The organism is Legionella santicrucis (genome assembly GCF_001468135.1).
GTDB classification, from domain to species: Bacteria; Pseudomonadota; Gammaproteobacteria; order Legionellales; family Legionellaceae; genus Legionella; species Legionella santicrucis.
The window spans coordinates 45,248-71,209 of sequence record NZ_LNYU01000032.1; the positions used below are offsets into that span (position 1 = coordinate 45,248).

The following is a 25,962-nucleotide window of genomic DNA, read 5'->3' on the forward strand; positions in this document are numbered from 1 at the left end:
TATAGTAAAACCCAAAAACCAACCCTGGCTTTCTTGATTGCTTTGTTCATTGTCCAAGCACTGTTGTTAACAACGGCCTGGCATGGAGGAGAGTTAGTCTATCGCTATGGTTATGGTGTTCTTGTACCTACCCAAGCACAAAAAGCAGTACTTCAACATTAAATTTTTATAGAAGGATAGTAACATGTTAAAAAAGGACTTCCATCATGTACTAAGGAACTATTTTCTTATTTTTTTCCTTTTGGTGTTCAGTCCTTTTGCTTTGTTTGCCCAACATGAACAGCATGGTGCGGCGACCCCAACAGAGACTTCTTCCAAGACGACACTATCTCAATCCAAACCTACGGGGAAAAAAACGGAACAACAACCGGCTAAAAAGAAACCTGCCAGGGCAATAAAACCCCTGTCCCTTCCACGTGGCCCAGCGCGTACGATTAATTTGGTAGTGGCTTATAAAACCGTATACTTTGCTGGTAAACCTCGACGTGCCATTGCCGTCAATGGTCGAATCCCTGCCCCTACCCTACATTTCAAGGAAGGTGAGCAGGTCACCATTAATGTGTACAACCATTTGGATAAGGAAACCTCCATTCATTGGCATGGTTTACTTGTCCCCTGGCAAATGGATGGTGTCGAGGACGTCAGTCAGAAAGCCATTCCACCAGGAGGTGTGTTCCATTATCGATTTACTCTTTATCAAAGAGGAACCTATTGGTACCATGCCCATGCCAAGGCTCAAGAGCAAGAGGGTTTGTACGGCGCCTTTCTTATTGACCCACCGAGCCCCCCAGCCTACAAATACAGCAAAGATCATGTGGTGGTATTATCCGATTGGAGCAACACCCCTGCCGATAACGTGTTTGCTAATTTAAAAAAAGATGGGGATTACTATAGCCCTCGATTCCCATTGCAGCCCTCGCTCATGAAATTTCTGCATGACTATCGCAAAGCACCAGCTAAAGAACGTAAAGAATTAATCGCTGATTACAAAATGATGCAGCAAATGCGCATGAGTATTTATGATTTAAGCGACATTGCTTATGATGCGTATTTACTCAATGGTCAGCCTAAATCATCCCCCTGGACGGCACCTGTTCGAGTTGGGGACACCGTAAGGTTACGGTTCATTGGTGCTGGTGCCAGTACTATCTATCGCGTTAAAATTCCTGATGCCAAAATGGAAATGGTGCACAGCCAAGGAAATGATGTGCGCCCTTATCTCATCGATGATTTTTGGATTGCACCTGGGGAAACCTATGATGTCTTGGTTAAAATTCAAAAAAACAGGCCTTACATTATTTATGCTGAATCCATTGATACGCTGGGCAAAGTCTATGGCGCCTTAGTGACTAAGCCCAGACAACCCGTTGATTATCAGCACATTGTACCCTTTCCAGAGCCTCTTCCTGTCACAAGAGAGATGATGGCCAACATGATGAAGTCAGGGATGAATCATGGCTCGATGGCAAAAAACAATCATTCCATGAGTAATAAGCGGGGTATGGCAATGAAACAACCTATGGCCATGCCTTCCCATTCCAAAACGATGAGTTCGCAAGGTAATCAACACAACATGCCAGCAATGACTTCTCAAAATAGTCCGGGTAATACCAAGCACTCTAATCACTCCATGTCCTCTATGAAACAAGACCAAGGGATGTCGGGGATGAATCATGCTTCCATACTTAAAAATAAAATGTCGACAGCCCCCTCTTCTTCAATGAACGAGTCCACTTCAGCCTCCAGACCAATGAAACCAAAAGGCATGCCTCCCATGAGTTCTATGTCAACGGGTTCGATGGGGAGCCAGTCTACCACGCAGACGAAACACGCTACGATGTCGGGTGATGGAGGCATGCAAGACGATACGATGAACAATGGGATGTCCATGGATAATGGCATGACCATGCCCATCGAACCAACCATTATAGGGGATACGATTTCAGCGCCCAATTCCATAAGCGCTAAAACCCTAGGAACAAAATACCAACAATTAACCGCAGCGGTTCCTACCAACAATCCGGATATACCCGTCGATGGGATCATCCGCATGGAATTGTTTGGTTATATGGACAGGTATATTTGGATGATTAATGGCTTGCCGGAATACAAAGCAAAACCGATTGTCATTGAACCTGGAAAACGCTATCGTATTATCTTTACCAACAACTCCATGATGCGCCATCCCATGCACATTCATGGCCATTGGTTTATTTTACGCAATGGTCATGGCGTTTATGATCCCTTGTTGCATACCATTGAAGTCGATCCCGGTGCTACTGCGGTGGCTGATTTTGATACGGAGGCCAGCGGCCAATGGTTTTTCCATTGTCATCATCTGTTTCACATGACATCGGGTATGGCGCGGGTATTCCAATATGAAACCATTATCGACGTGGTGAACGGAAAAGCCAAGCCTGAAACGGAAATTGCGCCAACACCCTATATCAATCGACCGATTGTCCGAGTCGATGAGGTGATGCCTATTGATAAGGCCCTTATTACTCACCCCGCAGGACATCATCAAGGGTTCTATCGGGCCAATTTTCTTGAGGTGAATGCCGATCCTTTTCATAACGCTCAAGAAATGACGTTTCGAGGGTATTATGGGACTGATTACCAAAAACTCCAGCTGTATACTGAGGATGCTGAAATTTATCAAGGAATTGTTGAAAATGCGGACATCGATGTTTTTTATTGGCATTTGATTAGTCAATTCTGGGCCATTAAAGGCGGGGTCAATTATTTTTATCGCCCTGGAGGACCTTATTGGCAACCCGGTATTGGCATCGAAGGGTTGATGCCTTATTACATTGACACCAACATTAGAACTTATTATCGTGATGGCAGTGTTAAGTTTGACATTCAGTTATCGCGGGCTACCCAGCTTACCAATAACTTCTTCTTCCTAACGGGGATCCGCAGTATTCTCGCCACTCATACCGTGGTCGAAAATGAGATTGGTTCTGGCTTAAATCAAATGCGTTATATCATTAGACCTTATTATCGCGTTATGCCTGGTTTAAATGTCTTTACTGAATTTGAGTATGACAAAGATTATGGTGCCTACAAGAGGATTCTTACTGATTTAGGAGAATCGACCACTCAGACGACGGTGTCTTTCGGTGTTGCCGTGATATTTTAAATAGAAAGCCTTTCAACAGAATGAAAGGCTTAATTTTTTTCATGCTCCAATCATGTTGAGGTTCTTGATAATAACTCTCATAACAAGGAATGATTAGGATGGATACGGAGGTCTTAAAACCCTTAGTCGAAGAATGTGTAGAAGAAGAAAAAGAAACCGCATTATGGCGGCCACAAAAGAAAGAGTTTCATGAAAAGAACGAACCAAACCGTGTCTTGGACTGGGATGATGAGTTCGATGCGATCCGTTCCATCAATTAGTGTAGTCATTAATAAAGCGAGTCCATATCTTTGATAAACGCGTTCTAATCGTATGATTCATAGGTTATAAAAAGGCCCGTGGTGGTGGGGTTATTTAATTTGACCTAAGTGAGTCGGATTGGTTCATAACAGGACATCCTGCTTTATGAAGATTCCTTCTATTGCAAGCCCAGAAGGCAAGGTATAAGCTTTCTATTTGGTGTGATGAGCCTAATTAAAAAAATGGATAACATTTCGGTTGCTGTTAAGGATAATGAACAATTAATCGGCCATATTGTCGAAGTCAATGGGCCTGTTGTCACCATACGGTGCGATAGGTTGCCGCCCTTGCACCAGTCGCTTAATACCTATTCCGATACGGACCGATATATTCTAGAAGTGTTTCAGCATCTTGATCAACATCATGTGAAGGCATTGACCCTTCATCGGGCCACTGGGTTGCAGCGGGGATTCGCCGTGTATGACCAAGGCAACTCACTGCACATTCCAGTCTCTCCCCATTGCCTGGGCCGACTTTTAAATATTTTTGGCGAACCGCTTGATGGGGGTTTGCCGCTACACACTGAGGAATATCGCGATATTTTAGCAAGTCCTGCGCCCATTGAAATGAAGACAGCCCAGGCGACTGTTCTTGAGACGGGAATCAAGGTGATTGATTTGCTTTGCCCCTTCGTCAGGGGCAGTAAGATAGGATTGTTTGGTGGTGCGGGCGTAGGAAAGACCATACTGCTGATGGAATTGATGCATGCCATTATTCAATGGCATCAGGGCATTTCAGTTTTTGCAGGGGTTGGGGAACGCATACGAGAAGGCCATGAGTTGTGGTATGAAATGAACGCAGCAGGTGTGATGGAAAAAACCTTGATGGTCTTTGGTCAAATGGATGAGCCGCCTGGAGTTCGTTTTCGAGCAGGGTTATCGGCATTAACGTATGCGGAGTATTTGCGAGACACCGTGGCACGCGACGTACTGTTTCTAGTCGATAATATTTATCGGTTTGTACAAGCCGGCAGTGAAATTTCAGGCCTTTTAGGCAGGATGCCTGCTAATGTCGGTTATCAGCCTACGTTAATGACAGAGATAGCAGAACTCCAAGAACGCATTACGTCAACGGCTCAAGGTGCTGTGACTTCAGTGCAAGCGGTTTATGTTCCCGCGGATGATATGAGTGATCCCGCAGTGACTGGAATTATTACCCATTTGGATTCCATTGTGGTGCTCTCTCGAGCCCAAGCGGGCAAAGGCATTTATCCCGCAGTGGATGCTTTGGCGTCTAAAAGTAAATTTATGGATAAAATCGTGCTGGGGGAACGCCATTATTCGATTGCAGAAGCGGTACGAGAGCATTTAGCACGTTATGATGAATTAGAGGACATTATCTCCATGATGGGGATTGAAGAGCTTTCCTCTAAAGACCGTGCTATGGTATTAAGAGCACGCAAACTGCAACGCTATCTTACCCAGCCTTTTCATGTGACGAAACAACAAACGGCCATGGAAGGACAGTCGGTGTCATTAGCAGAGACATTAGCCGATTGCGAGGCGTTCATCAATGGTGATTTCGATGAATTATCTGAGGATGAGTGCTATATGATAGGCACCATGAAAAGGAGCTAAAACTAAAAATGGCGTGTTTCGATTTATACTTACAGAGTTCGACACAATGTGAAAAAATGTCTCATGTCGTTAGTTTTGTTGGTGAAGATGCTTCAGGCCTGTTTGGTATTTTAGCCCAGCATACCCAAATGATGACGTGCTTACATTTCGGTTTGGCATGGTTTCGTTACGATAATAATGAGACGGAATATTTGGCTTTGCCAGGAGCAATCCTCTATTTTAAAGACAATCAATTGTTTCTCGCTACGCGACATTATGTTCGCCACAAAGAGTATCAAGCCATACAGCATATCTTAGAGAACGAATTAAAGAGTGAAGCAGACCATCTTATCAGTATCAACGACAGTTTACATCGTTTGGATGAAGAGATGTTACAGCGTCTATGGAATTTAAAACGGCAGAATGCTTATGAAATTTAAAGATCCAAAAAAAGATCTGGCACAACACGTTAAATTGGACGTGAGCAAAATCAACAAAGCAAAAAGGGAAAAATCCACTGTGCTAGCACAAACGATTTATTTAGGCACCTTGGGATTTGTATTTATTTTGCCTATTATTGCAGGGGCCTACCTAGGGGTTTGGTTAGACAGCAAACTGAAGGGTTTTTCTATTAGCTGGACAATCAACTTAATTATTATTGGGGTTATCGTTGGTGCGGTGAATGTGTACCTCCTGATTAAGGAATAGCCATGGGGGAAGAAGGGATTTTAAACGCACTATCCTTTTCGCTAGGCTCAGTGGTCATCACACAAAGTGTGTTAACCACCTGGCTCATTATGATGGCTTTGCTCCTTTTTTTATGGCTTTCATCGCGACACTTATCGCTTCTTCCGGGGAATTGCCAAGTTGTTTTAGAGGGTATTGTGGTCGCAATGCAGGATACGATGAACGAAGTGCTGCCTTTGACCTATGTTGCTTTGGTCTTTCCTTTTATTGCCACGTTATGGATTTTTATCCTTATTTCCAATTTAATTGGCATTATTCCAGGATTCTATTCGCCTACAGCCGATCTATCAGTCACAGCGTCTCTAGCGATAGTGACTTTTTTTTCCGTGCATTGGTTTGGAGTTCGCGCCGAGGGGTGGAAAGCCTACTTAAAGCATTACTTGAAGCCCACGCCCTTTTTATTACCGTTTCACTTAATTAGCGAATTATCGAGAACATTGGCTTTGGCTATCCGCTTGTTTGGTAACGTCATGAGTCTTCAGTTAACGGCACTTATTGTTCTGATGATTGCTGGATTCTTAGCACCGATACCCATTCTCATGCTTCATATTATTGAAGCAGTGATACAAGCTTATATCTTTGGTATGCTGGCTTTAATCTATATTGCCGGGGGTATTCAATCCCACGAGTTGAAGAAACAAGGAGAGTGGTCATGAACAGTATCAGCTGGTTTAGTTTAGCATCAACAGTGATTGCCGCATTGGTGATTGCTATTGGGACTATAGGTCCTGCGATCGCCATGGGGCGTGCCATAAGTCATGCTCTTGATGCGTTAGCAAGGCAGCCAGAGGCTGAAAAATCAATTACCAGAACCTTATTTATCGGCTTAGCCATGATTGAATCATTGGCTATTTATTGCTTGGTGATTGTTTTGATTATTTTATTTAGAAATCCATTATTGTCTTATCTCGTTTCTCAATAAGGACTAAAAATGGAGCTATCGTGGTCAACCTTTTTATTGGAACTCATTAATTTTCTTGTTTTGATTTGGATTTTAAACTATTTTTTTTATGCCCCAATCCAGCAAACCATTGCAAAGCGCAGGCACATGGTCCAAGAACAATTAGAAAACGCGGAACAACGTCACAATGAAGCCCAGCAGTTACAAATAAAATATGAACATCGTCTCGCGGATTGGCAACAAGAGAAAAATACGTTGCAAAAGGAATTCCAACAAGCGATGGAACGATGGAAGTCGGAGGAAACGCTCCATTTTGAAAAAAAGTTAAATAAAGAACAAGAACAATTAAATGCACGTGAAATGAAAAAGGCCAAAGAATATATTGAAAAAAATGCCAAAGAAGCGCTGTTACTGGCCGGAAAATTTACAGAAAAATTGTTAATCCAGTTTGCTGATGAGCACCTTGAACAGAAAATCATTGAAAAAACAATCGAAGACCTTAATCGTTATCCAGAAAAACCATGGCAATTAATGGAGGATGTTTCTGAACAGGATACTCTTGTTGTCCAAAGTGCTTATGCAATCAATAAAAGTCAACAACGCCGCCTAGGTCAGGCCATTGAAAAAATAATGTGTAAAAAACCAACTATAGAATGGGTTGAAAACCCAGCGCTTCTGGCCGGGTTAACACTTCAAATGGGCTCAATCCTTCTACAAGCGAATCTTCGCGATGAATTAAAATTCTTTACCGAGACGAACAATGAACTTACCCGACAACCACTCCATTCTTGAGCATCAACGGCAACGAATTGAGAACTATCACTTTGAAGTAAGGCGTTCTGAAGTGGGGCATGTTGTCTCAGTGGGCGATGGAATTATCTGGATCGCAGGGCTGCCAACAGCAGCTATTGATGAAATTCTTATTTCAGTCGATGGCTGTTGTATCGCTATGGTTTTTCATCTCACCGAACGCCTTGTAGGCGCCATCATGTTGTTGCAAACTAAAAAATTAAAATCCGGGATGCCTATGTTTCATCTGAAGCGTTCATTAAGTATTCCTGTAGGGGATTCGCTTTTGGGGCGAGTGGTTGATCCTTTAGGGCATCCATTAGATGAAGAGGAACCACCACCCTGTGATGAACAAGGATTACTTGACATTTTATCGATCCCTATTATTCACCGTGATTTTGTGACGCGCCCTTTTTATACCGGTAATAAAATGATTGATAATGTCATTCCTCTTGGAAAAGGACAGCGGGAACTCATTATAGGTGATAATGGGTTGGGCAAAAGCGCCTTGGCTATTGATATTGTGATCAATCAAAAAGATAAAAACGTGCGTTGTGTCTATGTGTTAATTGGCCAAAAACGTTCTACGGTTGCCAATACCATCCAATTGCTAAAAGAAACTCAGGCGTTGGAATACACCACGGTGGTTGTGGCACTGGCCACCTCATTACCCGGATTGCTTTATCTCGCCCCTTTCGCAGGATGTGCTGTTGCGGAGCATTGGATGAAGCAAGGCTTTGATACGTTGGTCGTGTACGATGATTTGAGTGCTCATGCCAACTGTTACCGTGAACTGTCGCTTTTACTGCGCAGGCCTCCTGGGCGTGAAGCTTTTCCTGCGGATATCTTCTATTTACATGCTCGCTTATTAGAGCGCTCAACGTGCCTGTCTCCTGAAATGGGAGGGGGCAGTATGACCGCACTTCCTATTATAGAAACAAAACAAGGGGAAATTGCGACCTATATCCCCACAAATCTGATTTCAATCACCGATGGGCAACTCTTTTTTGATGAACATTTATTCTCAGCAGGATTTCTACCGGCAATTGATATCACCAAATCCGTTTCTCGCGTAGGCGGTAAAGCCCAACACCCCAACATAAAAAAAGAGGCGGGTCGAATGAAGTTGGATTACATGCAATTTCTTGACTTGGAACTGTTTACGCGTTTTGGGGCTAAGCTCGATATTAAAATGCAACAACACATTCAAAATGGACGACTGTTAAGAGAAGTATTTAAACAAGAGCGTCTTTCGCCCTTGCCAATTGAATTCCAACTCGCCTGGTTGATTGCCTACAATGAGGGACTCTTTGCCCACTTAAGTTTAGATGACATCCCCAAGGTTCTAAAAAAAATAGAGCAAGAAGTCAAAAAAAGCAGCTTGTCACTGGCCAGTTCTCGCGAGGAATGGAGCAATGCAGTCAAAGGCTGGTTAAATGGGTAGTACCATGCCTGTTTCTCAGGCGCATTGAATTTTAGGAAGAAATTTATGACCAAGCGTAGTCAACTAAACGATCATTTTACGGCCTTAGACGACATTGGTAATATCATGACCGCCATGAAAACTCTTTGTTCTATTGAGCTCAATAAAATCACCAAATTTCTTCCTATGCAGGAACAAGTCATGCAAACCATTAGAGACGCAGGGCGTGATTTTTTTAGTGCTTACCCCATTTCCCCCATGAATACACCAAATGGTAATTCTTCCCTTTATATTCTTATTGGTTCTGAACGAGGTTTTTGTGGTGGTTTTAATGATAGCGTGCTTCACTGGATAGCGGAGAGGGAACAACAAGACCCTGAATTTTTGCCAGTATTCCTTGTCGTAGGGCGTAAATTGGCTTTGAAAATGGCAAACGATTCGCGTGTCATCAAAGCATTAGATGGCGCTAATGCTCTCCAAGAAATTCCTGCGGTGATTTTACATCTGTTGCAGTCTCTTGAGGAAGTAGTATCACAACAGCGTATGGAATGGCACTCTTGGCAGTGGGAGATCCTGTTCAATGAGGAGGAAAAAAATCAAATTGAGGTAAAAACAGTGCGTCCATTCCAAGAGTTTTTTTTAACCAATGACAAGCCATGTTCCGTTCCACCGATTCTCAATTTATCCCATGAGCAATTTTTATCTGAGTTTGCTGAACAGTATTTATTTTCAATGTGTTATTCCATTTTTTATAAATCATTTTATGGTGAAAACCACCAAAGGCTGTTTCATTTGAATCATGCCTTGGATAGCTTAGAGAATAAACGAAGCGCATTAAAAAAATATCTTAATATACTGCGTCAAGAAGAAATTACTGAAGAAATTCAGAACATCATCCGATGTGCGGAAGCGATTATTGGCAATGACATGAAGGAACACCACTTGGACATTGAGTGAGGACCTATCTCTTGCGCCCTCTTTGGTTTCGAAAGGGGGATGATTGGCGAGGACACCCCTTGTAAAATAGTACTAATATCAATAGCATAATATAGGCATAGCTCGGAAATATTACTTTATCGTGGAAAAGAATGATTCGATATCACAACACCAATAAGACAATTCGCCAATGGCAGCCCCTATTGAAAGTGCTGTTGGTTTTGATTTTAATGGGCGCCACCGCATCATCCTATGCCCAGGCATCCGATGAGCATGCCAGTCATCATCAAAGCAGCCAGGGTAATCTCAGTGTCATTCCGAGTGTAACTGGACAAACTCCTGGTAAAGACATGATGGGTGCTATGGGTGAGATGATGAAGCAAATGGGCATGCCGAAACGAAAAGCGCTGTATCCCTCGTTGATGAGTCTGCCCGATATCCCACTGGAAAGGCGCAGTGAAATACAACAATTGGCACAAGAACGGATGCAATCGGGCCTGTCTTTGATGGCGAAAGGGATTGATACGCTTCTTAAAGCATCGGCTAAGACGAATTTTTCTCAGATGCAGGATGCAGTCGCTTCGATACGTGAAGGTCTTTCACAGTATGATAGTGGATTGGCTGCATCTCGTGCGCTTGCCGAGGGAAAGGTGCCACGCCAAGTGGCCTTATTATGGTTCAAACAGGAAATGAATTTACTCCCCACGGCACCTGCCACCCATACACTTTTAGGTGGCCCGCTGTTTCATTTGACGATTATCACGCTGTTTCTTGTCTTCTTTATCCTAATGATTTGGATGTATTTTTTTAAAATGCGAAGGGCATCGGCATTACTTGAGAGTTTGACCAGCAAAGGAGATGTCCTTTCTCCAAGTATTTCAGCCACGAGCTCAATGAGTCCTCCTCCTGCAGCCGCTTCGGAAGTCATTAAAGAGACTCATCAGTCCTCTGGGGAATTAGCAACACCTGCGAAACCACCAAAGTTCCCGGTCATGCGCACGCTAACAATCCCCCTTGATCAGTGGGAGGGGCAATTGCGTGTGTGCCGTATCTTTGATGAAACACCGGGGGTAAAAACCTTTTTGCTCGCATCATTAAAAGAAGTGGCATTGCCTTTTACCTATTTCCCTGGTCAATTCATCACCATCACAGCTACCATTAATGGCACACGGGTGAAGCGAAGCTATACTATCGCCTCAACGCCTACCCAACTTCACTATTGTGCCATCACAGTGAAACGCGAAGAACAAGGTTTGTTCTCACGTTATTTGCATGATGAGGTTAAAGAAGGCGATGTGCTTGAGGTGATGGGGCCCAATGGAAAATTTACTTTTACCGGAGAAGAAGCATCGAGCATTGTCCTTATTTGTGGCGGGGTGGGAATTACCCCAATGATGGGCATTATTCGTTATTTAACGGATATAGGATGGCACGGTGATATTTATTTACTGTACTGCTGCAGAACAACCAGCGATTTTATCTTTCGTGACGAATTAGAGCGGCTGCAAAAAAGGTACCCTAACCTCAATGTCTTTGCCACCATGTTACGCGCATCAGGAACGGTGTGGATGGGTTTAAAGGGCGAGTTCACAACCAGCATCATTTCCTATCTGGTGCCGGATGTCGCCAAGCGTCGCATCCATGTATGTGGTCCTCCGGGCATGATGAATGCGGTGCTGAATAGTTTAAAGGAGCTTAGTGTATCTGAAAAACAGATATATACCGAAGCGTTTGGTACGGCCATGAAGCCACCATTGACCCCGCAACAAATGGAGGCTATTGCACCAGAAAATAAGGCAGTTGTTTTATTTACGCGTTCTCATAAAACAGCCCCAATCTTACCCAACTACACGCTTCTTGAAATCGCCGAGGCCAATGGTGTTTCTATTGATAACTCGTGTCGCACAGGCCAGTGTGGGCTGTGTAAAGTGAAATTACTCACAGGCAAGGTATCCATGGATTGTGATGATGCGCTTTCAGAGGAAGAAAAGCAGCACGGTTTTATCCTGGCATGCCAGGCCAAAACCGATGAGAATATTGAGGTTGATGTGTGATGAATGCACCAGGACGCATGATGGCACTCGGATTGATTCTGCTCATGATGATGACATGGCTGGGATTTACGGTGCATGTGTCTCCTCGTTTTGCAGGAAGCTTGTGGGGTGGCGTCATTGGCATTAGTGGTTCCGTGTTAATGCTCGTGCCCTTATTTTACCTTTTTATTAAACGTATCCCTATTTTAAAACATTGGGTCACCCAGTATGTTTCCATGAACACCTTACTTTCCTGGCATATCTATGCAGGCATTATTGGCCCCATTTTAGTACTGATTCATACCGGACATAAATTTCAAAGTGTGCTGGGTATTGCCCTGACCGGGATGACCTTAATTGTCACGATAAGTGGTTTTGTGGGGCGCTACCTCTTGAGTTTTATAGCCGATGAAGTTCGTGAGAAAAAAGAACTCCTTTCAGGCCTTCAGAATCAGTATCAAAGGGTAGCTCAGGAAATGCAAACGAACCCTGATTTAAAGAAAACCCTAACACGCTTTCATTATATGAGAGCGCGTTTCGCATCTTGGCTATTTAATGAGAACGTATTAACTGGCGAAAACACAGCCCCAGCAAGTCTACGTGCCTTACGTTTGGTTGAAGCCATTGCGGAGCTGGAATACGCCATTCAATTTCATGAACAATTCAAACGCGCCTTTCGGACATGGTTGAAGCTGCATATTGTGATTGCCCTTGTGTTGTATGGTTTGCTTGCCTTGCATGTCTGGTCTGGAATTTACTTTGGGCTAAGGTGGTTTCAATGAAATTGAGTGGAGCCCTATTTGCTGCCCTTGCTGTTTTAATTTCACTGTTTGTTGCAGCCTATTATGCGCCCAGCCATGAACAAGGAGGGCCTACGAATTGGTTTAATCCTGTTGAATGGCAAAGAATGGCAAGACCCGGAACATTATCTAAAGCGCATTCCTTTCTCAGTCACAATTGCAATGCCTGCCATACGCCTGTCAGAGGAGTGGAAGCCGTAAACTGCATCACCTGCCATGCGAATGATGTTGCTCTTTTACAAAGACAACCCACCTCATTTCATGCCGACATTGGAAGTTGCGTTGAATGTCATTCGGAACATCAAGGCCAAAATAGACGTCCCACCCAAATGGATCATAATGCGTTTGTTGCAATTGAGCTAAAGCAACTTAAAAAAAATGCAGTCAAAAATGAAGAGCAACGATTGATTTTTGAGCAAGTTCAGCACTACTTGGAAATGAATGAATCTCCAAAACAATCACCGCTCATCAATCCGCACGTATCCCCTGCCGAGCGCACCCTGCAATGTACCACGTGTCATCAAAATGAAGACAAACACTTTACTTTATTTGGCAACAATTGTTCTGCCTGCCATGAAACGTCAGATTGGAACATCCCAGAATTCATTCATCCATCCCCTAGGTCAAAGGATTGCTCCCAATGTCATCAAGCGCCACCCAGTCATTACATGGAGCATTTTCGCATGATATCAAGGAAGGTAGCGAGAAAGGAACATGCACAGGTGGATCAATGTTTTATGTGCCATCAAACGACTGCCTGGACGGACATAAAAGGGATTGGATTTTATAAGCACCACTAAATAGGGATACATGATATCTTGAAAGTGAAGAGAAAAATGAATTAAAGAGTCGATGTGACTCAAGAAAGTCAGGAAGTTTTGGGGGATTACCAGCCCAATTACCCTTTTGATATATATCTATTTCAATATGGATATCACAGCCCATGATTACTCCCTTATTATTCATTTAGCATTTAATATTCTGTTTGCAACTTTCTAGACAGCTTCTAAGTTCTAATCTTCCTTATATTTTACCCAATCTGAAAAAGTCTCATCCTCAAATTGATACGTGCCATAATCAATTTTGGTAATTAAATTTTTTTTCTCTAATCTCCTTAATGAATTCTGAATGGTATTTTTATTTACATTCCCCCCTACTCCAAGAGATTCACCAAGTCTTTTTATAGCATATTGGCCATATAAGTCTTTTATTCCATCTGCAATCATTGATAAAACAACCATATCGGTAGGTAATAATGCACTCCACTGTTTATGGAAGTTTTTATCACTAAATACTTTATTTTTGGTATGTTCAATAGCTGATTGTGGCCCTTGCTCTGGATTACTCAAATAATATTCTATAAATCTGCGAAAAAATTCAGGGGTATTTTTAAGTTGTTCAAATGCATTAATACCATCATTTATAGCCAAGGGAAATTTAGAAATGGTATTTACCTTCTCTACCATAGCTTTTACAAAATCTTCACCCAATAATTCAAACGACTCTAATGGTGCCCAATTGTAAAATGGCTCAGATGCAACCCCAAACATACGTCTAAGCGTCGTTTCAGAACTTCCTGCAAATATTACTTTGATACCCTCTTTTCTAACATCTAAAGCAGCTCTTAAAGCATGGGCAAAATGTGAGTTTTCTTCATAAGCTAAAACTTGTGCTTCATCTATAATTAACACCATTTTTATTTTTTTGCGATCATAAGAGTTCATTGCTTCCATTAATAATGTACCTGTGACTCTCTTAGGATCTAATAAATCTGCTTCTACGGATCCTTCACCAATGCCAGGTATTTTTCCAGAAGCTTTAAATTTTTTGAAATTTATTGATTGATTCAATTTATCCCAGATTTTTGTAAATCCTTTAGGCTCTACCATTTTATAAAATTCTGATACTAATGCTGTTGCAGGATCTATCTCTAACTCCCATAAGTTTGTATATACAACAACATAACCAGCTTTTTCTGCTGCGGGGATAAAATCTTTTTTCAAAAACTCGGTTTTTCCCATTCTTCTTCTAGCAAATAATCCTCGAGCAGAAGTTAATCCTAACGCAAATAAATCGAGATATTTTTTTGCCAATGAAGGCCTAGCATAATGCCAATTATTTTGTATCATAATTATTTTATTAAATAGTAGTAATTTATTTACTACCTATTATATAGGTTACTAACTTATTTACAAGAATAAACTTAGTAAAAGATACTAAATACAATACTACCTTTTACTAAGTTTATTCTTGTAAATAAAACGGAGGGTTATTTCCAACTCAATTATTTCAAGGAGAGCCTAATATTTGTGTATTATGTAAATAATCAACTATTGAGTTAGACCATAAATAATTTTATTTTATATTGCTCATCAACTTTAATGGCAGCAACACTAATTAGTTAATTAATAGCAAAATAATTTCGTACCGTTGATAAATTCCTTATTTTGAAATATAACTTATGTTATTTGGGTGATTTGTGTTTTTATTAATCGTGTAAATACAGGTTTTAGGCAGCTTAAGATACTGTACGATCTTTATAAAACATAAAAAGTGAAAGAAAGCGAAAGCTATAACGGCTATAACTTCTTCTTTCACTATACTAAACACCCATAAGAAGATAAGACACAAGAATTGCTGGAACAGTCCGACCGGACTCTTCTCAAAACCCATATAAGGAATATTGAATGGATAACATTTTTACGGATGCATTAGCACGATTAGATGTTGCCTATCAGTATGCAGAAATTGATCCAGAAGCTATCGAGAGATTGAAGCATCCTCAAGCAATCATTCAAATGTCTTTACCTCTTCGAAAAGATGATGGCAGTTTAGCTATGTATTCCGCCTATCGAGTTCATCATAACAATACTCGTGGCCCAACTAAAGGGGGTATTCGTTTTCATCCTCTCGTTACTCTCGAAGAAATAAAGGCTCTGTCGTTTTGGATGACAATTAAATGCGCAGTAATTGGTATTCCTTTTGGAGGTGCGAAAGGTGGAATTGTAGTTGATCCAAAACAACTTTCCAGATTGGAATTGGAGCGTTTAAGCCGGACTTACTTGGAGCATTTTTCCAGTTTTATTGGACCTAACAAAGACATTATGGCACCCGATGTTTATACAAATGCCATGATTATGGGCTGGATGATGGATGAATATTCTAAACTTAAACAAGAATACAGTCCTGCTGTTATCACCGGGAAACCCATTGCTTTAAGTGGCAGTTATGGACGGGAGGATGCGACTGGTCGTGGTGCTTTTTATTGCATTAATGAATTAGCTAAGAAAAAAAATTGGAAACCCCAAAACATTCGTGTAGCAATTCAAGGATTTGGAAATGCAGGACAGCACATCGCACTCTGTCTATATGAGTCAGGTTATAAAATAGTAGCAGTAAGTGATTCTCAAGGAGGTATCTATCGAGCAAAAGGACTTGATATTCCTACGTTGATTCATAAAAAAAACAGTAGTAAGAATATTCAAGCAGTTTACTGCACTAGATCAGTATGCGAATGTGAACTAGTTGAAGCGAACAAAATTTCAAATGAAGAACTTCTGGAATTGGATGTTGATTTACTTATCCCTGCCGCATTAGAAAACCAAATTACCAAAGATAATGCAGCAAAAATAAAATCACCTGTGATTGTAGAAATTGCCAACGGCCCAACAATGCTAGATGCTGAACCTATTTTAAAAAATAAAAATATTTTAGTAGTACCCGATGTGTTAGCTAATGCGGGAGGGGTTGCTGTCAGTTATTTTGAATGGGTACAGAATAAAACTGGATATTACTGGAGTGGTGAACAAGTACAACAACGGTTACATGATATTATGGTACCTGAGTTTTTAAAAGTGTATCAAATAATGGAAAAGAATAAAATTGATATGCGTACAGCAGCTTATATACACGCCCTAAATCGTTACGGCGAAGCCGTCGTGGCCCAAGGGACACAACAACATTATTTTAGTACGACATGAATCATGCTCAATTGAGGTTCTAAACACAGCAATAATAGGTACTTTTTTTAAACAATATGCTTAACAGCCAATTCATTATGATGGCGAGAGAGTATTTTCATGGATGAAGCCAAGAAAAGTGTTGAGAGCCTTGATATTTGTAGCAAGCCATCGTCTTAAAGACGAAATACTATCAACCCTTGATTTAAGATACTTCATTGGTGTCACTCAGACAAACCACCATTCTGCATCAATTAATACCGTGATTAAGATGCTAATTTAGCCTATTTAGCAGCAAAGCAAAATAAATGGTTCGGTTTGTGTCTATAACCCTAAGCTTTCAATAGAAATAAGGAGGGCAGCAAGAGATAAAACATACACAGACATATCAATGTCTTATGTGCCATCTTTATTTAAGTTTGCAGGTCCAAATTAATTTTTCCCTGCAAACTCCATGCCCAAACAAACCGCACGCCATACCTCTATCCTCAAATTACTGATGGTTTCCCTCCATGCCACTTCCTTCCATGTTCTGCATACCCATACCCATCATTTCCATCTTTTCGCCTGCCTTCATTTCCTTACCGACCTCTGGGGTCACCAAACACTCTATCGTCTTTCCATCCTGTGTTTTAAACATCGCCTTCATGGGGCATCCTTTCATCTGGTTTCCCTGCATGTGGCATCCTTTCATGTGGCTTCCCTGCATGCTATGCATGCTCATCATTTCCATCATGTCACCCGTCTTCATGTCCTTACTGCCCTCTGGAGCCATCAAACACTGTATCGTCTTTCCATCCTGTGTTTTAAACGTCGCCGTCATTTGTTTATTTTCTGTGTCGGCTGCCTGCGCCAATGAACTGATAAGGCCAAATGATAATATGGCCGGAATTAAAAATAATCTAATCTTCATGGTTTTCTCCCTTAAACGATGAATAGTGTCACGATGGCCGATAATGACAGGCCGCTATTCAATTTTAGACAATTTTATTAATTTTTGCTGTTTTTTTATTTGCGCCCTTAAATGTTTCTGACAAATCAAGAGACAGAATCTATACTAAAAGGAATCAATCAGGCTGTTTTTAAGGCAAAATTATGGTGTTCCCAGTCGTAATGATCGTGTTAGGTATTGTCCTTCTTATCAGTGGAGCCTATTTAATCAATAAGTTACTTCAAAAAACAAATCATTATCGCAGGCAGTGGTTCAGTTATCTTGCTTTTATTGCGGTTTTTATTCTCAGTTATTCAGCCAGCATTTTTTACGGTCTATTAGTCGATCCCCACTGTCTTAATAATTTTTATGCCAGCGTGCTTTTATTAGGTGCTACCTATATCTATTCATCTTGTCGTCTTATGACCAATACCATTCAAAAAATGGAGTTGATGGATGATTTTAAAAATCGCTATGAAGTATTACGGCATCACGCAACCTATGATTCGCTGACAGGCTGCAATAATCGAGAGTATCTTTTTGAGATGATGAACACACGATTTCAACAAGTCAAGATGAATGAAGGCTCTGTTATTGTTCTTTTTATTGATATGGACCGATTTAAGACGGTCAACGATCGCTATGGTCATGAGGTAGGTGACACCACGTTACACATGTTTGGTGGACTCCTAAGGCAGCGCTTGCGAAGGGATGATGTAGTGGCTCGTTATGGTGGGGACGAATTTATTGTCTTGATGGAGAACACCTCCATGGATGAGGCAAAAAAGATTGCTGAGAATCTTATTACGGTGACGAAAAAATCTCTAAAAGAAGGTACTCTATCTGAGCTTAATCTGGGTTGCTCCATTGGCATTACCCAGATGAATCACCACTCGGCTTCAGTGAATACCGTGATTAAAGAAGCTGACTTGGCCTGTTATGCAGCAAAACAAAGAAAAATCAATGGTTCGGTTTGTGTCTATAATTCCATGATTACGACAAAAAATAATGCAATCAATTTTAGTGGAAATCAGATTACCCCATAAGGAGTAAAAGCCAACAAAAACCAGTCTCTCAATAACAGTTCATTGACTCTAATGAGTCCCCTTTTTCTTCTTGATGTCATGCCTTGTTTAATCACATTGGATAAGAGATACTGAAAGGATAGAATAACAAAAAAAAGGTATTGATTAATGACACATTTTCTAAAGAAACGCACTCTCCTATTAATGGTTCCGGCAGTCCTTGTTGGTTGTTCTTATAATGCCAAGTTAACTCCTGAAGGCGAAAAAGTAACCATTGTACAGTCAGGAAAGCCTACAAAGAATTGCACTTTTTTAGGTGAGGTCAGAGCCTACGATCGCAATGGGATGAGCCAATCTTATCAATCCCATGAGCATTTGATTAAGGATGAACTCAATATCTTAAGAAACAAGGCAGCGCTTTTAGGAGCAAATACACTTCGGGTAACCGAACATCAGCAAACTTATGAAGGCAATCCCAAAAATGATTTTGTGGCGGATCATGGGATGGCGGGTAAAGCCTACCGCTGTAAGACAAATTAATAATCATTTTGAGTCTTCCCGTTTATGAAACATTATCGTGCTTGGCAGTTTTCCTGTTGGATAGTGCTCCTGTTGTGCTCCTATTCGGCAATAGCAGGGAATGCATTGATCCTTCAGGAAATAACCCAAATTGCTCTAGCAAATAACAAGGATTTAAAAGCGGCTCGTTATAATGTAGCTATTGCAAAGGCCCGATTGATCCAAGCCGGTCTTTGGCCTAATCCAAACCTTAATCTCTCAAACAATGATGATCGCTTGTTTAATGATGAAGGAGAGTATTCGCGCAGTGCTGGTTTTAGTCAAGCATTCCCTATTTCTGGACGTATTGCAAAACAAAAGACTGTCGCACGCCTCGATGTCATGAAAGCCATCGCCGAAATTAGGGAGGCCGAGCGTCAACTCAGTGCCAAAGTGGCGAATGCATTTTATGCCGCGGTGATTACGGAGCGTCGCCTGCAACAATTGAATTATTTATTAAGAATCAACAAAGAATTAGTGAACGTCATCCATAATCGTTATCATGCCGCTGAAATTTCAAAGTTGGATGAGAATGCAGCTCGCATTGAGTATCTGCGCATTGTTCAAGAAAAGCATTTATTACATAGCCTTCGCATCAGTCAAATGGCCACACTGAACCAATTGATGGGCCGAGATGCGAATTCTCCTTTATCTCTTAAGGCTGACCTAAATACAGGGCAAAATTTTCCTGAATTACCTGCGCTAAAAACGTTAGCACTTAATAATCGTCCTGACCGCCAATCCATTGCTCTATCAATTAACCGCGCCATTGCCGATCGCCGCTTGGCAAAAGCGGAGCGCTTTGCTGATTGGACAGTAGGGCTTGGTGTCCAACAAGATAAAATTGTGGTGGAAGAGGGACCACCCCAACCAGCCGATCGCACTTTGGGCATGACGCTTTCTGTTCCACTTCCTCTTTTAAATCAGAATCAGGGACGAATTTTAGAGGCAAGTCGCACGGGAACTCAGGCGATGATGGCGTTACGCGCCTTGAATTTAAGCATTGAAACAGAAATAGCGAGTAACTATGCCCAATTGAAAGCACTTAGGATGAGCCTTAGAGAAACGCAAAGCGTATCTCTTAAAATAGGCGTTGAAAGCGTGAAACTGGCGCGTGACTCTTATGAAAACGGACAAATTTCGCTTTTGAATGTGTTGCAAGTGCAAAAACAACAAAATGATTTGCAAATGACTTATCTCACGACTTTAGAAAAGTATTTACAAGTGTATGTGGCTTTATGTACGGCCATTGGCCCTGGCCACACACAAGGATTTTGTCCTTACTTAGCTTATCAAAGGAATGGTTATGATGATGGCATTACAACAGCGAATTAGAGCAATTTTACTCACCAGTGTTTTTCTTGGTCTCCTCATCCATGCTCAGGGAGTGTTTGCCCATGGAGAAGAAATCGAAGTGAGTGAAGGAGGAGCCAAAGGTCCTGTGCATTTGACACCCCAACAAACCAAAATGCTCGAAATCAAAGTCGCAAAAGCAACCAATCGTCCCATGGCGCAAATGCTTGGTTTGAATGGCCAAATTCAACTCTTACCCGATGCGCAGGCGGATGTCAGTATTCGGATTAGTGGGAGCGTGACGGCCATTGATGTGAATTTAGGCGATGGTGTCAAGACAGGACAACGCTTAGCTACTGTGCAATCAAGACTAGTGGGTAATCCCCCACCCAGTGTGGCGGTCACAGCCCCCATTGCCGGCATCATTGATGCGAGAAACATCAATTTAGGTCAAGCCGTTGAACCGAATACGGTTCTTTTTCACATCAGCAACCGCGATAAACTGTTAGTCATTGCCCAGGTTTATGAAGAAGATTTAGGCAAGGTTAAGGTAGGACAGGAAGTCAATATTCATGCGTTGAGTTACCCAAAGCTGGTTTTTCCAGGCAAAGTCACTTTAATTGAACCCAATCTTGACCCGTTAACTCGCACAGTGAACCTGCGAATTACTTTGAATAATGAGAAAGAACTACTCAAACCGGGCATGTTTGTTCGTGCCAATGTCATTTTAGCTCATAATGAAGCGGCACTTGCGGTGCCTAATACCGCCCTTTTACAGGCGGATAATGAGCAATTCGTTTTTGTGCAAAATGGGGATGAGTATGAACGAGTGGACGTTAAAGTAGGTGCAGTAGACGATGACTACTCAGAGATTACAGACGGCTTAGTGCCTGGCGACCTCGTTGTGACTCAAGGCAATCGCGAACTTTATACACTATGGCTCACTGGGGGCAGTAAACCGCAGTCAGGCCAAGAGGAGCATCATTAAATGTTTACGCGATTAATTGCCTGGTCTTTACATAATCGCCCTTTGATTTTGGCGTTAACGATTATCCTTTGCTTACTGGGTGGCTATACCTTAAAACAAATGCCCGTGGATGTTTTTCCTGAATTTGCTCCACCACAAGTGGTGGTACAAACCCAAGCGCCTGGTATGGCCACCCAAGATGTGGAAACTTTGGTGACCTATCCCTTAGAAAGTGCCATCAATGGAACGCCAGGAGTAGCCAGTGTTCGCTCAAAAACCTCCGTCGGACTATCGACGATTACTGTGGTATTTGATGATAAAACGGATATCTATCGCAATCGCCAATTGGTTAATGAACGGATTCAACAAATAATAAACCGTCTTCCTCCAGGTGTCTCGTCACCAGTGATGTTGCCCGTCACCTCGGCAGTGGGGTGGCTACTTAAATATGCGCTTATTAGTCGAACTGCAAGCCCTGAAACATTACGTACACTTTCAGACTGGACCATCCGTCCGCGCCTTTTGGCTCTTGGTGGCGTCGCTTCCGTGGTGTCTCTAGGTGGGGAGGTGAAGCAATATCAGGTCCAGCTTGAACCTAAGCGCATGCTGGCCTATGGCATCACGGTTGAAGAAGTGCGCCAAGCGTTAGCGACAGGAAATCAAAACGTGCCTGGTGCTTTTGTTCATCAGGCAGGTACTGAATTCGTTGTCAGCACCATTGGGCGCATTAAGACGCTGGAAGACATTAAAAAAACACTCATTGTGGTTCGTAATGGAGTCCCCATCACCATTAACAACGTGGCCACTGTCGCTTTTGGTGGTGAAATCAAACGAGGGGATGGGGCTTATAATGCAGAAAACGCGGTCATTGGTACCGTTTCTAAAATCTTCGGTGCCGATACGGTAACCACGACTCAGAAAGTGGAACACGCTTTAGCCGATATCAAAAAATCTTTGCCCGCGGGTGTTGAGTTAATCACCGATGTGTTTCGTCAAGCCAATTTCATTGAATCAGCCATTCACAATTTGACCAAAGCCCTTATTGAAGGGGGCATCATTGTGATTGCTATATTGTTTCTCTTTTTAATGAACTGGCGAGCTTCCTTCATTACCTTCCTCTCCATGCCAGTTTCTTTTATTGTGGGTATTCTAGTACTTCACTATTTTGGTTTTGGCATTAACTCTATGACGTTAGGAGGGATGGCAATTGCCATTGGTGAGGTAGTGGACGATGGTATTATCACCGTTGAAAATGTAGTACATCGACTAAGACTGAATCGGTTGGCCAAAAAACCTCTACCCGCCATTGAAATTGTTTTTGATGCGGTTTTGGAAATTAGAAGTTCAGTGGTCTATGCGACCATTATTATTAGCTTGGTGTTTTTGCCTATTTTCTTTTTGTCAGGTATTCCTGAGCGAATTTTTAGCCCTTTAGCGATTGCTTATATCGCCTCAGTATTAGGTTCTCTTGTGGTCTCTATTACTATGGTGCCAGCTCTTTGTTATCTTCTTTTAGTACGAAAAACGGAAAAACAGCAGGATACTAAAGTAGTGATGCATGCTTTATCTCAAGAGGAACGTTATCATTTGACGGAAGAAGAAGCGGCCCAACACGCTCAAGCGGAAACTCGTTTTGTGATTTGGTTAAAAAAACATTTTTTAACTGGGTTAAATTGGTCTCTGGCCCATTGTAAAACAGTCGTGGCCATGGCAATCGGTGCCTTTCTTTTCGCCTTGGCCTTGCTTCCTTTTTTTGGGACTTCGTTCTTACCTGAATTTCATGAGGGTAATTTTATTATTGTGATGAGCACGTTGCCTGGAACTTCATTGGATGAGTCCATGCGATTAGGCAATCAAGTCAGTAAAACTTTGCTGAAGTACCCGCAAGTCATCTCCATTGCCCAACGGGCAGGACGCAGTGAATTGGATGAAGACGCACTACCACCTAATGTTAGTGAGTTTGATGTGCGCTTGAATTTTGACAAAGACAAAACCATGTCTCCGGATGAGTTGTTGCAACGCATTCGCGCGGATCTAGCAAATATCCCAGGAGCACTGTTTAATGTAGGGCAATTTATCGCTCATCGCATGGATGAAGTGCTCTCAGGCGTCAGAGCGCAAGTGGCGGTAAAGCTCTTTGGCGATAATCTTGCTACCCTTAACGAACTGGGTCAGTCGGTCGAAGCGATTTTGAAAACCATTCCAGGAATAGTGGATGTTAACAAAGAGCAGCAAATCAATGTGCCTCAGTTAATCATTACCATTGACCGAGAGAAAGCGGCTCGTTATGGGGTTAATGTAGGGCAAATTTCTGAGGATGTGCAAGTTCTTCTCAATGGAATGACGGTATCGAGTATTCTCGAAGGCCAGCGAACGTTCGATTTGTATTTGCGTATGAATGAAACAGGGCGAGACAGCATTAAAGCCATTCAAAACATGCTCATTGATGCTCATGGAGTGGCAAATCAGGAAACCAAAATTCCTTTGCGTGCGGTGGCTGATATTCGCTTAGAGCCTCAGCCTTTTGCGATTAACCGCGAAAACGTGCAGCGCGTCTTAGTGATTGCCTTTAATGTGCAAGAGAGGGATTTAGGTAGTGTGATTCAAGAAGTGCAACAACGGGTTAAGGAAAAGGTCACCCTACCGAGCGGTTATTTTATTCAATATGGTGGTCAATTTGAAAGTCAACAACAAGCCTCACGCGTAATTATTGTGTTTGGTGGGCTTGCTATTTTCATTATGTTGATTCTGCTTCACAAAGCCTTTGGCACGTTCCGTGAAGCACTGCTCGTGATGTTCAACTTGCCACTGGCTTTGATTGGTGGGGTGGTTTCTTTGTATCTTGCCAGTGGTGACATGAGTGTCGCGGCCATGATTGGTTTTATCACCTTATTTGGAATTGCGGCACGTAATGGGATTATTTTAGTGAGTCACTACAATCAATTGCGCATCCAAGGACAAAGCCGTGAACAAGTGGTCATTCAGGGCACCCTTGACCGCTTGGTGCCCGTGTTAATGACAGCAGCAACGGCCGCTCTTGGCTTAATCCCTCTGTTGTGGGGTTCTCCTGCTGGAAAGGAGCTTGAGCGTCCTTTGGCCCAAGTATTGCTAGGAGGATTATTTACCTCAACGTTTTTAAATATGTTTGTAGTACCAACAGTTTATAATGCCATCGAAGCATGGCGTGAGCAGCATTTGTATTTAAAGGAAAACCAAAACCCTCAAGGAGAGTCATGATGAGTCGAATAATGGAATGTATTAATAAGAAAGCAGTGGATTTATTTTCTTTGCTGGTGGTTTTATTGGCTTTATTATCCCCTTTGCATGCCGCAACCAACCCTGATGAGCAGGCTCAATCCATCCCAACCACCATTCCGGCCATTTGGGAGGCAATAGATGAACGCGCGACAGCAATTAATAAAGCACTTGCCAACAATCAATTGGATACCATTCATCAGCATGCGTTTGCGATTCGGGACTTAGTCAAAGCACTACCTGGTTTAAGTAAAAACTTGTCCGAAGAACAATTAAAAAATCTTCAGCAAAACGTGGGATACACTGAGCAATTGGCAAAGCGTCTTGATAAAACCGGTGACGCTAACGATAAAGAAGGCACGAAGGTAAACTGGCAAAAATTGCAAAAGGTGCTTGAACAAATTCGCGCCACTTATTCCCTTTCAGGTGCTTCGACTACTCCTTGATTCAGTAGTCAGGCTGTATGATGATGAGATGTGTCTTTTGGCTTTCAGTTGGCATGCTAGGCTATTTGCTTAGACACTGATTCGTTAGAAATCACAAAAGAAGAGTTCAGCTGGAATGATCTAGCCGTTCTACTCATCCCAAACCTCAAGATCGGCTACTTAATAGCTGCCTTGAGGTCCTCTGCCATGGGACTCACCATTGCCTAAAAATAGTACTAACAACTTAAAACCGGACATAAAAAATATAATTAGTCGAGTAGCCTCTCGACTAATTGCCTCACACTTTTTTATGCGCTCCATGAGCATGTACTTTTACGTGACTTGCATCAATCATAAGTCATTCATAATCAGACTTGTTAACTAAAATCTCAAGCAAGCGCTCCCATAGCCCTTTACCATGCCAACGACAGAAACGTCTTTGAGAGCTTTTCCAATCACCATAACCAGGTGGCAGATCGCTACATCCATGCTATTAAAATGCACACAAGGTTAACACGTAATCATCGTGTAACGAACCATCCAGTTAAAACGAAGAATAGATTTAATCAATGTGACTGAATTTGTTCGGTGGGTTAATAACGTTTTTAAATAAGAAATAAAATAATTAAATTCAATTGAACCTACGCCTATTTAAACAAATCAGAATGAGAGCCAGTTCTCGATAATCTTAGCAACTGTATACACTCATCCTCGGGCTTGGGGAGCAATGGAACAGCCAACCGACTTAAGGACTACATGGGTCTCTTAATATCTATAATTCGGTATGTTTCATTTTATAGAAATTGTAAACTGTGAACTCTCTAGTATTTTCATTGAATACAGATAGATAACCAATTTTTTCATCATTAGTAATTAAGTTTTCAAATTATCTATAGTAGAACAAAATAGTTTTATAGTT

At 41.9% G+C, this 25,962-nt stretch carries 22 protein-coding genes and 2 pseudogenes; 21 read left to right on the forward strand and 3 right to left on the reverse strand.

Translation table 11 applies throughout. From position 1 onward, the window contains the following. The 14 genes and pseudogenes from Lsan_RS23420 to Lsan_RS07840 form a co-directional block, all read left to right on the forward strand. A pseudogene (locus tag Lsan_RS23420) lies at positions 1-162 on the forward strand (DUF2231 domain-containing protein); the annotation flags it as partial. 22 nt (positions 163-184) lie between these two features. Next, a complete protein-coding gene (locus Lsan_RS07785; protein WP_058513903.1) occupies positions 185-3,145 on the forward strand; it encodes a multicopper oxidase domain-containing protein in 2,961 nt (986 codons plus the stop codon). Between the two features lie 98 nt (positions 3,146-3,243). Further along, positions 3,244-3,405 carry a hypothetical protein gene (locus Lsan_RS22010; RefSeq protein WP_155807052.1) on the forward strand — a complete coding sequence of 54 codons (162 nt, stop codon included), beginning with the start codon at positions 3,244-3,246 and terminating at the stop codon, positions 3,403-3,405. A gap of 222 nt (positions 3,406-3,627) precedes the next feature. Continuing rightward, the gene (gene atpD / locus Lsan_RS07790; RefSeq protein ID WP_029489109.1) at positions 3,628-5,022 is read left to right on the forward strand and encodes a F0F1 ATP synthase subunit beta; all 1,395 of its coding nucleotides are present in this window, start codon (positions 3,628-3,630) and stop codon (positions 5,020-5,022) included. 8 nt (positions 5,023-5,030) lie between these two features. Then, the gene (locus Lsan_RS07795; RefSeq protein WP_010652843.1) at positions 5,031-5,441 is read left to right on the forward strand and encodes a F0F1 ATP synthase subunit delta/epsilon; all 411 of its coding nucleotides are present in this window, start codon (positions 5,031-5,033) and stop codon (positions 5,439-5,441) included. Continuing rightward, positions 5,431-5,709 (forward strand): AtpZ/AtpI family protein, encoded by a 279-nt coding sequence (locus Lsan_RS07800; RefSeq protein ID WP_010652842.1) that lies wholly within the window; start codon positions 5,431-5,433, stop codon positions 5,707-5,709. The genes Lsan_RS07795 and Lsan_RS07800 overlap by 11 nt, the downstream gene beginning before the upstream one ends. A gap of 2 nt (positions 5,710-5,711) precedes the next feature. Next, positions 5,712-6,404: a F0F1 ATP synthase subunit A gene (locus Lsan_RS07805; RefSeq protein WP_010652841.1), complete on the forward strand. Its 693-nt coding sequence runs from the start codon at positions 5,712-5,714 to the stop codon at positions 6,402-6,404. Continuing rightward, positions 6,401-6,670 (forward strand): F0F1 ATP synthase subunit C, encoded by a 270-nt coding sequence (locus Lsan_RS07810; protein ID WP_010652840.1) that lies wholly within the window; start codon positions 6,401-6,403, stop codon positions 6,668-6,670. The genes Lsan_RS07805 and Lsan_RS07810 overlap by 4 nt, the downstream gene beginning before the upstream one ends. A gap of 9 nt (positions 6,671-6,679) precedes the next feature. Then, positions 6,680-7,441 (forward strand): F0F1 ATP synthase subunit delta, encoded by a 762-nt coding sequence (locus tag Lsan_RS07815; protein WP_010652839.1) that lies wholly within the window; start codon positions 6,680-6,682, stop codon positions 7,439-7,441. Continuing rightward, positions 7,410-8,882: a F0F1 ATP synthase subunit alpha gene (locus Lsan_RS07820; protein ID WP_029489108.1), complete on the forward strand. Its 1,473-nt coding sequence runs from the start codon at positions 7,410-7,412 to the stop codon at positions 8,880-8,882. The genes Lsan_RS07815 and Lsan_RS07820 overlap by 32 nt, the downstream gene beginning before the upstream one ends. A 45-nt stretch (positions 8,883-8,927) precedes the next feature. Next, complete coding sequence (locus Lsan_RS07825) at positions 8,928-9,818, forward strand: F0F1 ATP synthase subunit gamma (protein ID WP_010652837.1); 891 nt, start codon at positions 8,928-8,930, stop codon at positions 9,816-9,818. Between the two features lie 131 nt (positions 9,819-9,949). Continuing rightward, positions 9,950-11,851, forward strand: a complete 1,902-nt coding sequence (locus tag Lsan_RS07830; RefSeq protein ID WP_010652836.1) for a 2Fe-2S iron-sulfur cluster-binding protein — start codon at positions 9,950-9,952, stop codon at positions 11,849-11,851. After that, the gene (locus Lsan_RS07835; RefSeq protein WP_010652835.1) at positions 11,851-12,612 is read left to right on the forward strand and encodes a hypothetical protein; all 762 of its coding nucleotides are present in this window, start codon (positions 11,851-11,853) and stop codon (positions 12,610-12,612) included. Before Lsan_RS07830 ends, Lsan_RS07835 begins: the two co-directional genes overlap by 1 nt. Continuing rightward, a complete protein-coding gene (locus tag Lsan_RS07840; protein WP_058513904.1) occupies positions 12,609-13,430 on the forward strand; it encodes a cytochrome c3 family protein in 822 nt (273 codons plus the stop codon). The genes Lsan_RS07835 and Lsan_RS07840 overlap by 4 nt, the downstream gene beginning before the upstream one ends. Positions 13,431-13,643: 213 nt before the next feature. Here the strand turns inward: Lsan_RS07840 and Lsan_RS07845 are convergent, their stop codons facing one another. Next, complete coding sequence (locus tag Lsan_RS07845; protein ID WP_010652833.1) at positions 13,644-14,759, reverse strand: ATP-binding protein; 1,116 nt, start codon at positions 14,757-14,759, stop codon at positions 13,644-13,646. A 558-nt stretch (positions 14,760-15,317) separates the two neighbouring features. On the opposite strand from Lsan_RS07845, the gene Lsan_RS07850 reads away from it, so the two are divergent. Beyond that, entirely contained in the window at positions 15,318-16,610 is a 1,293-nt protein-coding gene (locus tag Lsan_RS07850; RefSeq protein ID WP_010652832.1) for a Glu/Leu/Phe/Val family dehydrogenase, read from the forward strand. Positions 16,611-17,082: 472 nt separating this feature from the next. On the opposite strand, the gene Lsan_RS07855 is transcribed toward Lsan_RS07850, so the two are convergent. Then, positions 17,083-17,502, reverse strand: a complete 420-nt coding sequence (locus Lsan_RS07855) for a hypothetical protein (protein ID WP_010652831.1) — start codon at positions 17,500-17,502, stop codon at positions 17,083-17,085. Between the two features lie 182 nt (positions 17,503-17,684). Between Lsan_RS07855 and Lsan_RS07860 the strand changes: the two genes are divergently transcribed. From Lsan_RS07860 to Lsan_RS07885, 6 genes are all read left to right on the forward strand, one after another. Continuing rightward, positions 17,685-18,566, forward strand: coding sequence for a GGDEF domain-containing protein (locus tag Lsan_RS07860; RefSeq protein WP_029489106.1), 882 nt, complete (start codon positions 17,685-17,687; stop codon positions 18,564-18,566). 147 nt (positions 18,567-18,713) lie between these two features. After that, positions 18,714-19,085 carry a DUF4156 domain-containing protein gene (locus Lsan_RS07865; RefSeq protein ID WP_058441826.1) on the forward strand — a complete coding sequence of 124 codons (372 nt, stop codon included), beginning with the start codon at positions 18,714-18,716 and terminating at the stop codon, positions 19,083-19,085. 24 nt (positions 19,086-19,109) lie between these two features. Beyond that, positions 19,110-20,438, forward strand: coding sequence for a TolC family protein (locus tag Lsan_RS07870; protein WP_010652828.1), 1,329 nt, complete (start codon positions 19,110-19,112; stop codon positions 20,436-20,438). Continuing rightward, entirely contained in the window at positions 20,416-21,384 is a 969-nt protein-coding gene (locus Lsan_RS07875; protein ID WP_058442212.1) for an efflux RND transporter periplasmic adaptor subunit, read from the forward strand. Before Lsan_RS07870 ends, Lsan_RS07875 begins: the two co-directional genes overlap by 23 nt. Continuing rightward, complete coding sequence (locus tag Lsan_RS07880; protein ID WP_010652826.1) at positions 21,385-24,600, forward strand: efflux RND transporter permease subunit; 3,216 nt, start codon at positions 21,385-21,387, stop codon at positions 24,598-24,600. Further along, positions 24,600-25,064: a hypothetical protein gene (locus Lsan_RS07885; protein ID WP_010652825.1), complete on the forward strand. Its 465-nt coding sequence runs from the start codon at positions 24,600-24,602 to the stop codon at positions 25,062-25,064. The genes Lsan_RS07880 and Lsan_RS07885 overlap by 1 nt, the downstream gene beginning before the upstream one ends. 340 nt (positions 25,065-25,404) lie before the next feature. Here Lsan_RS07885 and Lsan_RS22915 read toward each other — a convergent pair. Then, positions 25,405-25,521, reverse strand: a pseudogene (locus Lsan_RS22915) (IS5/IS1182 family transposase); the annotation flags it as partial. Positions 25,522-25,962 lie beyond the last annotated feature (441 nt).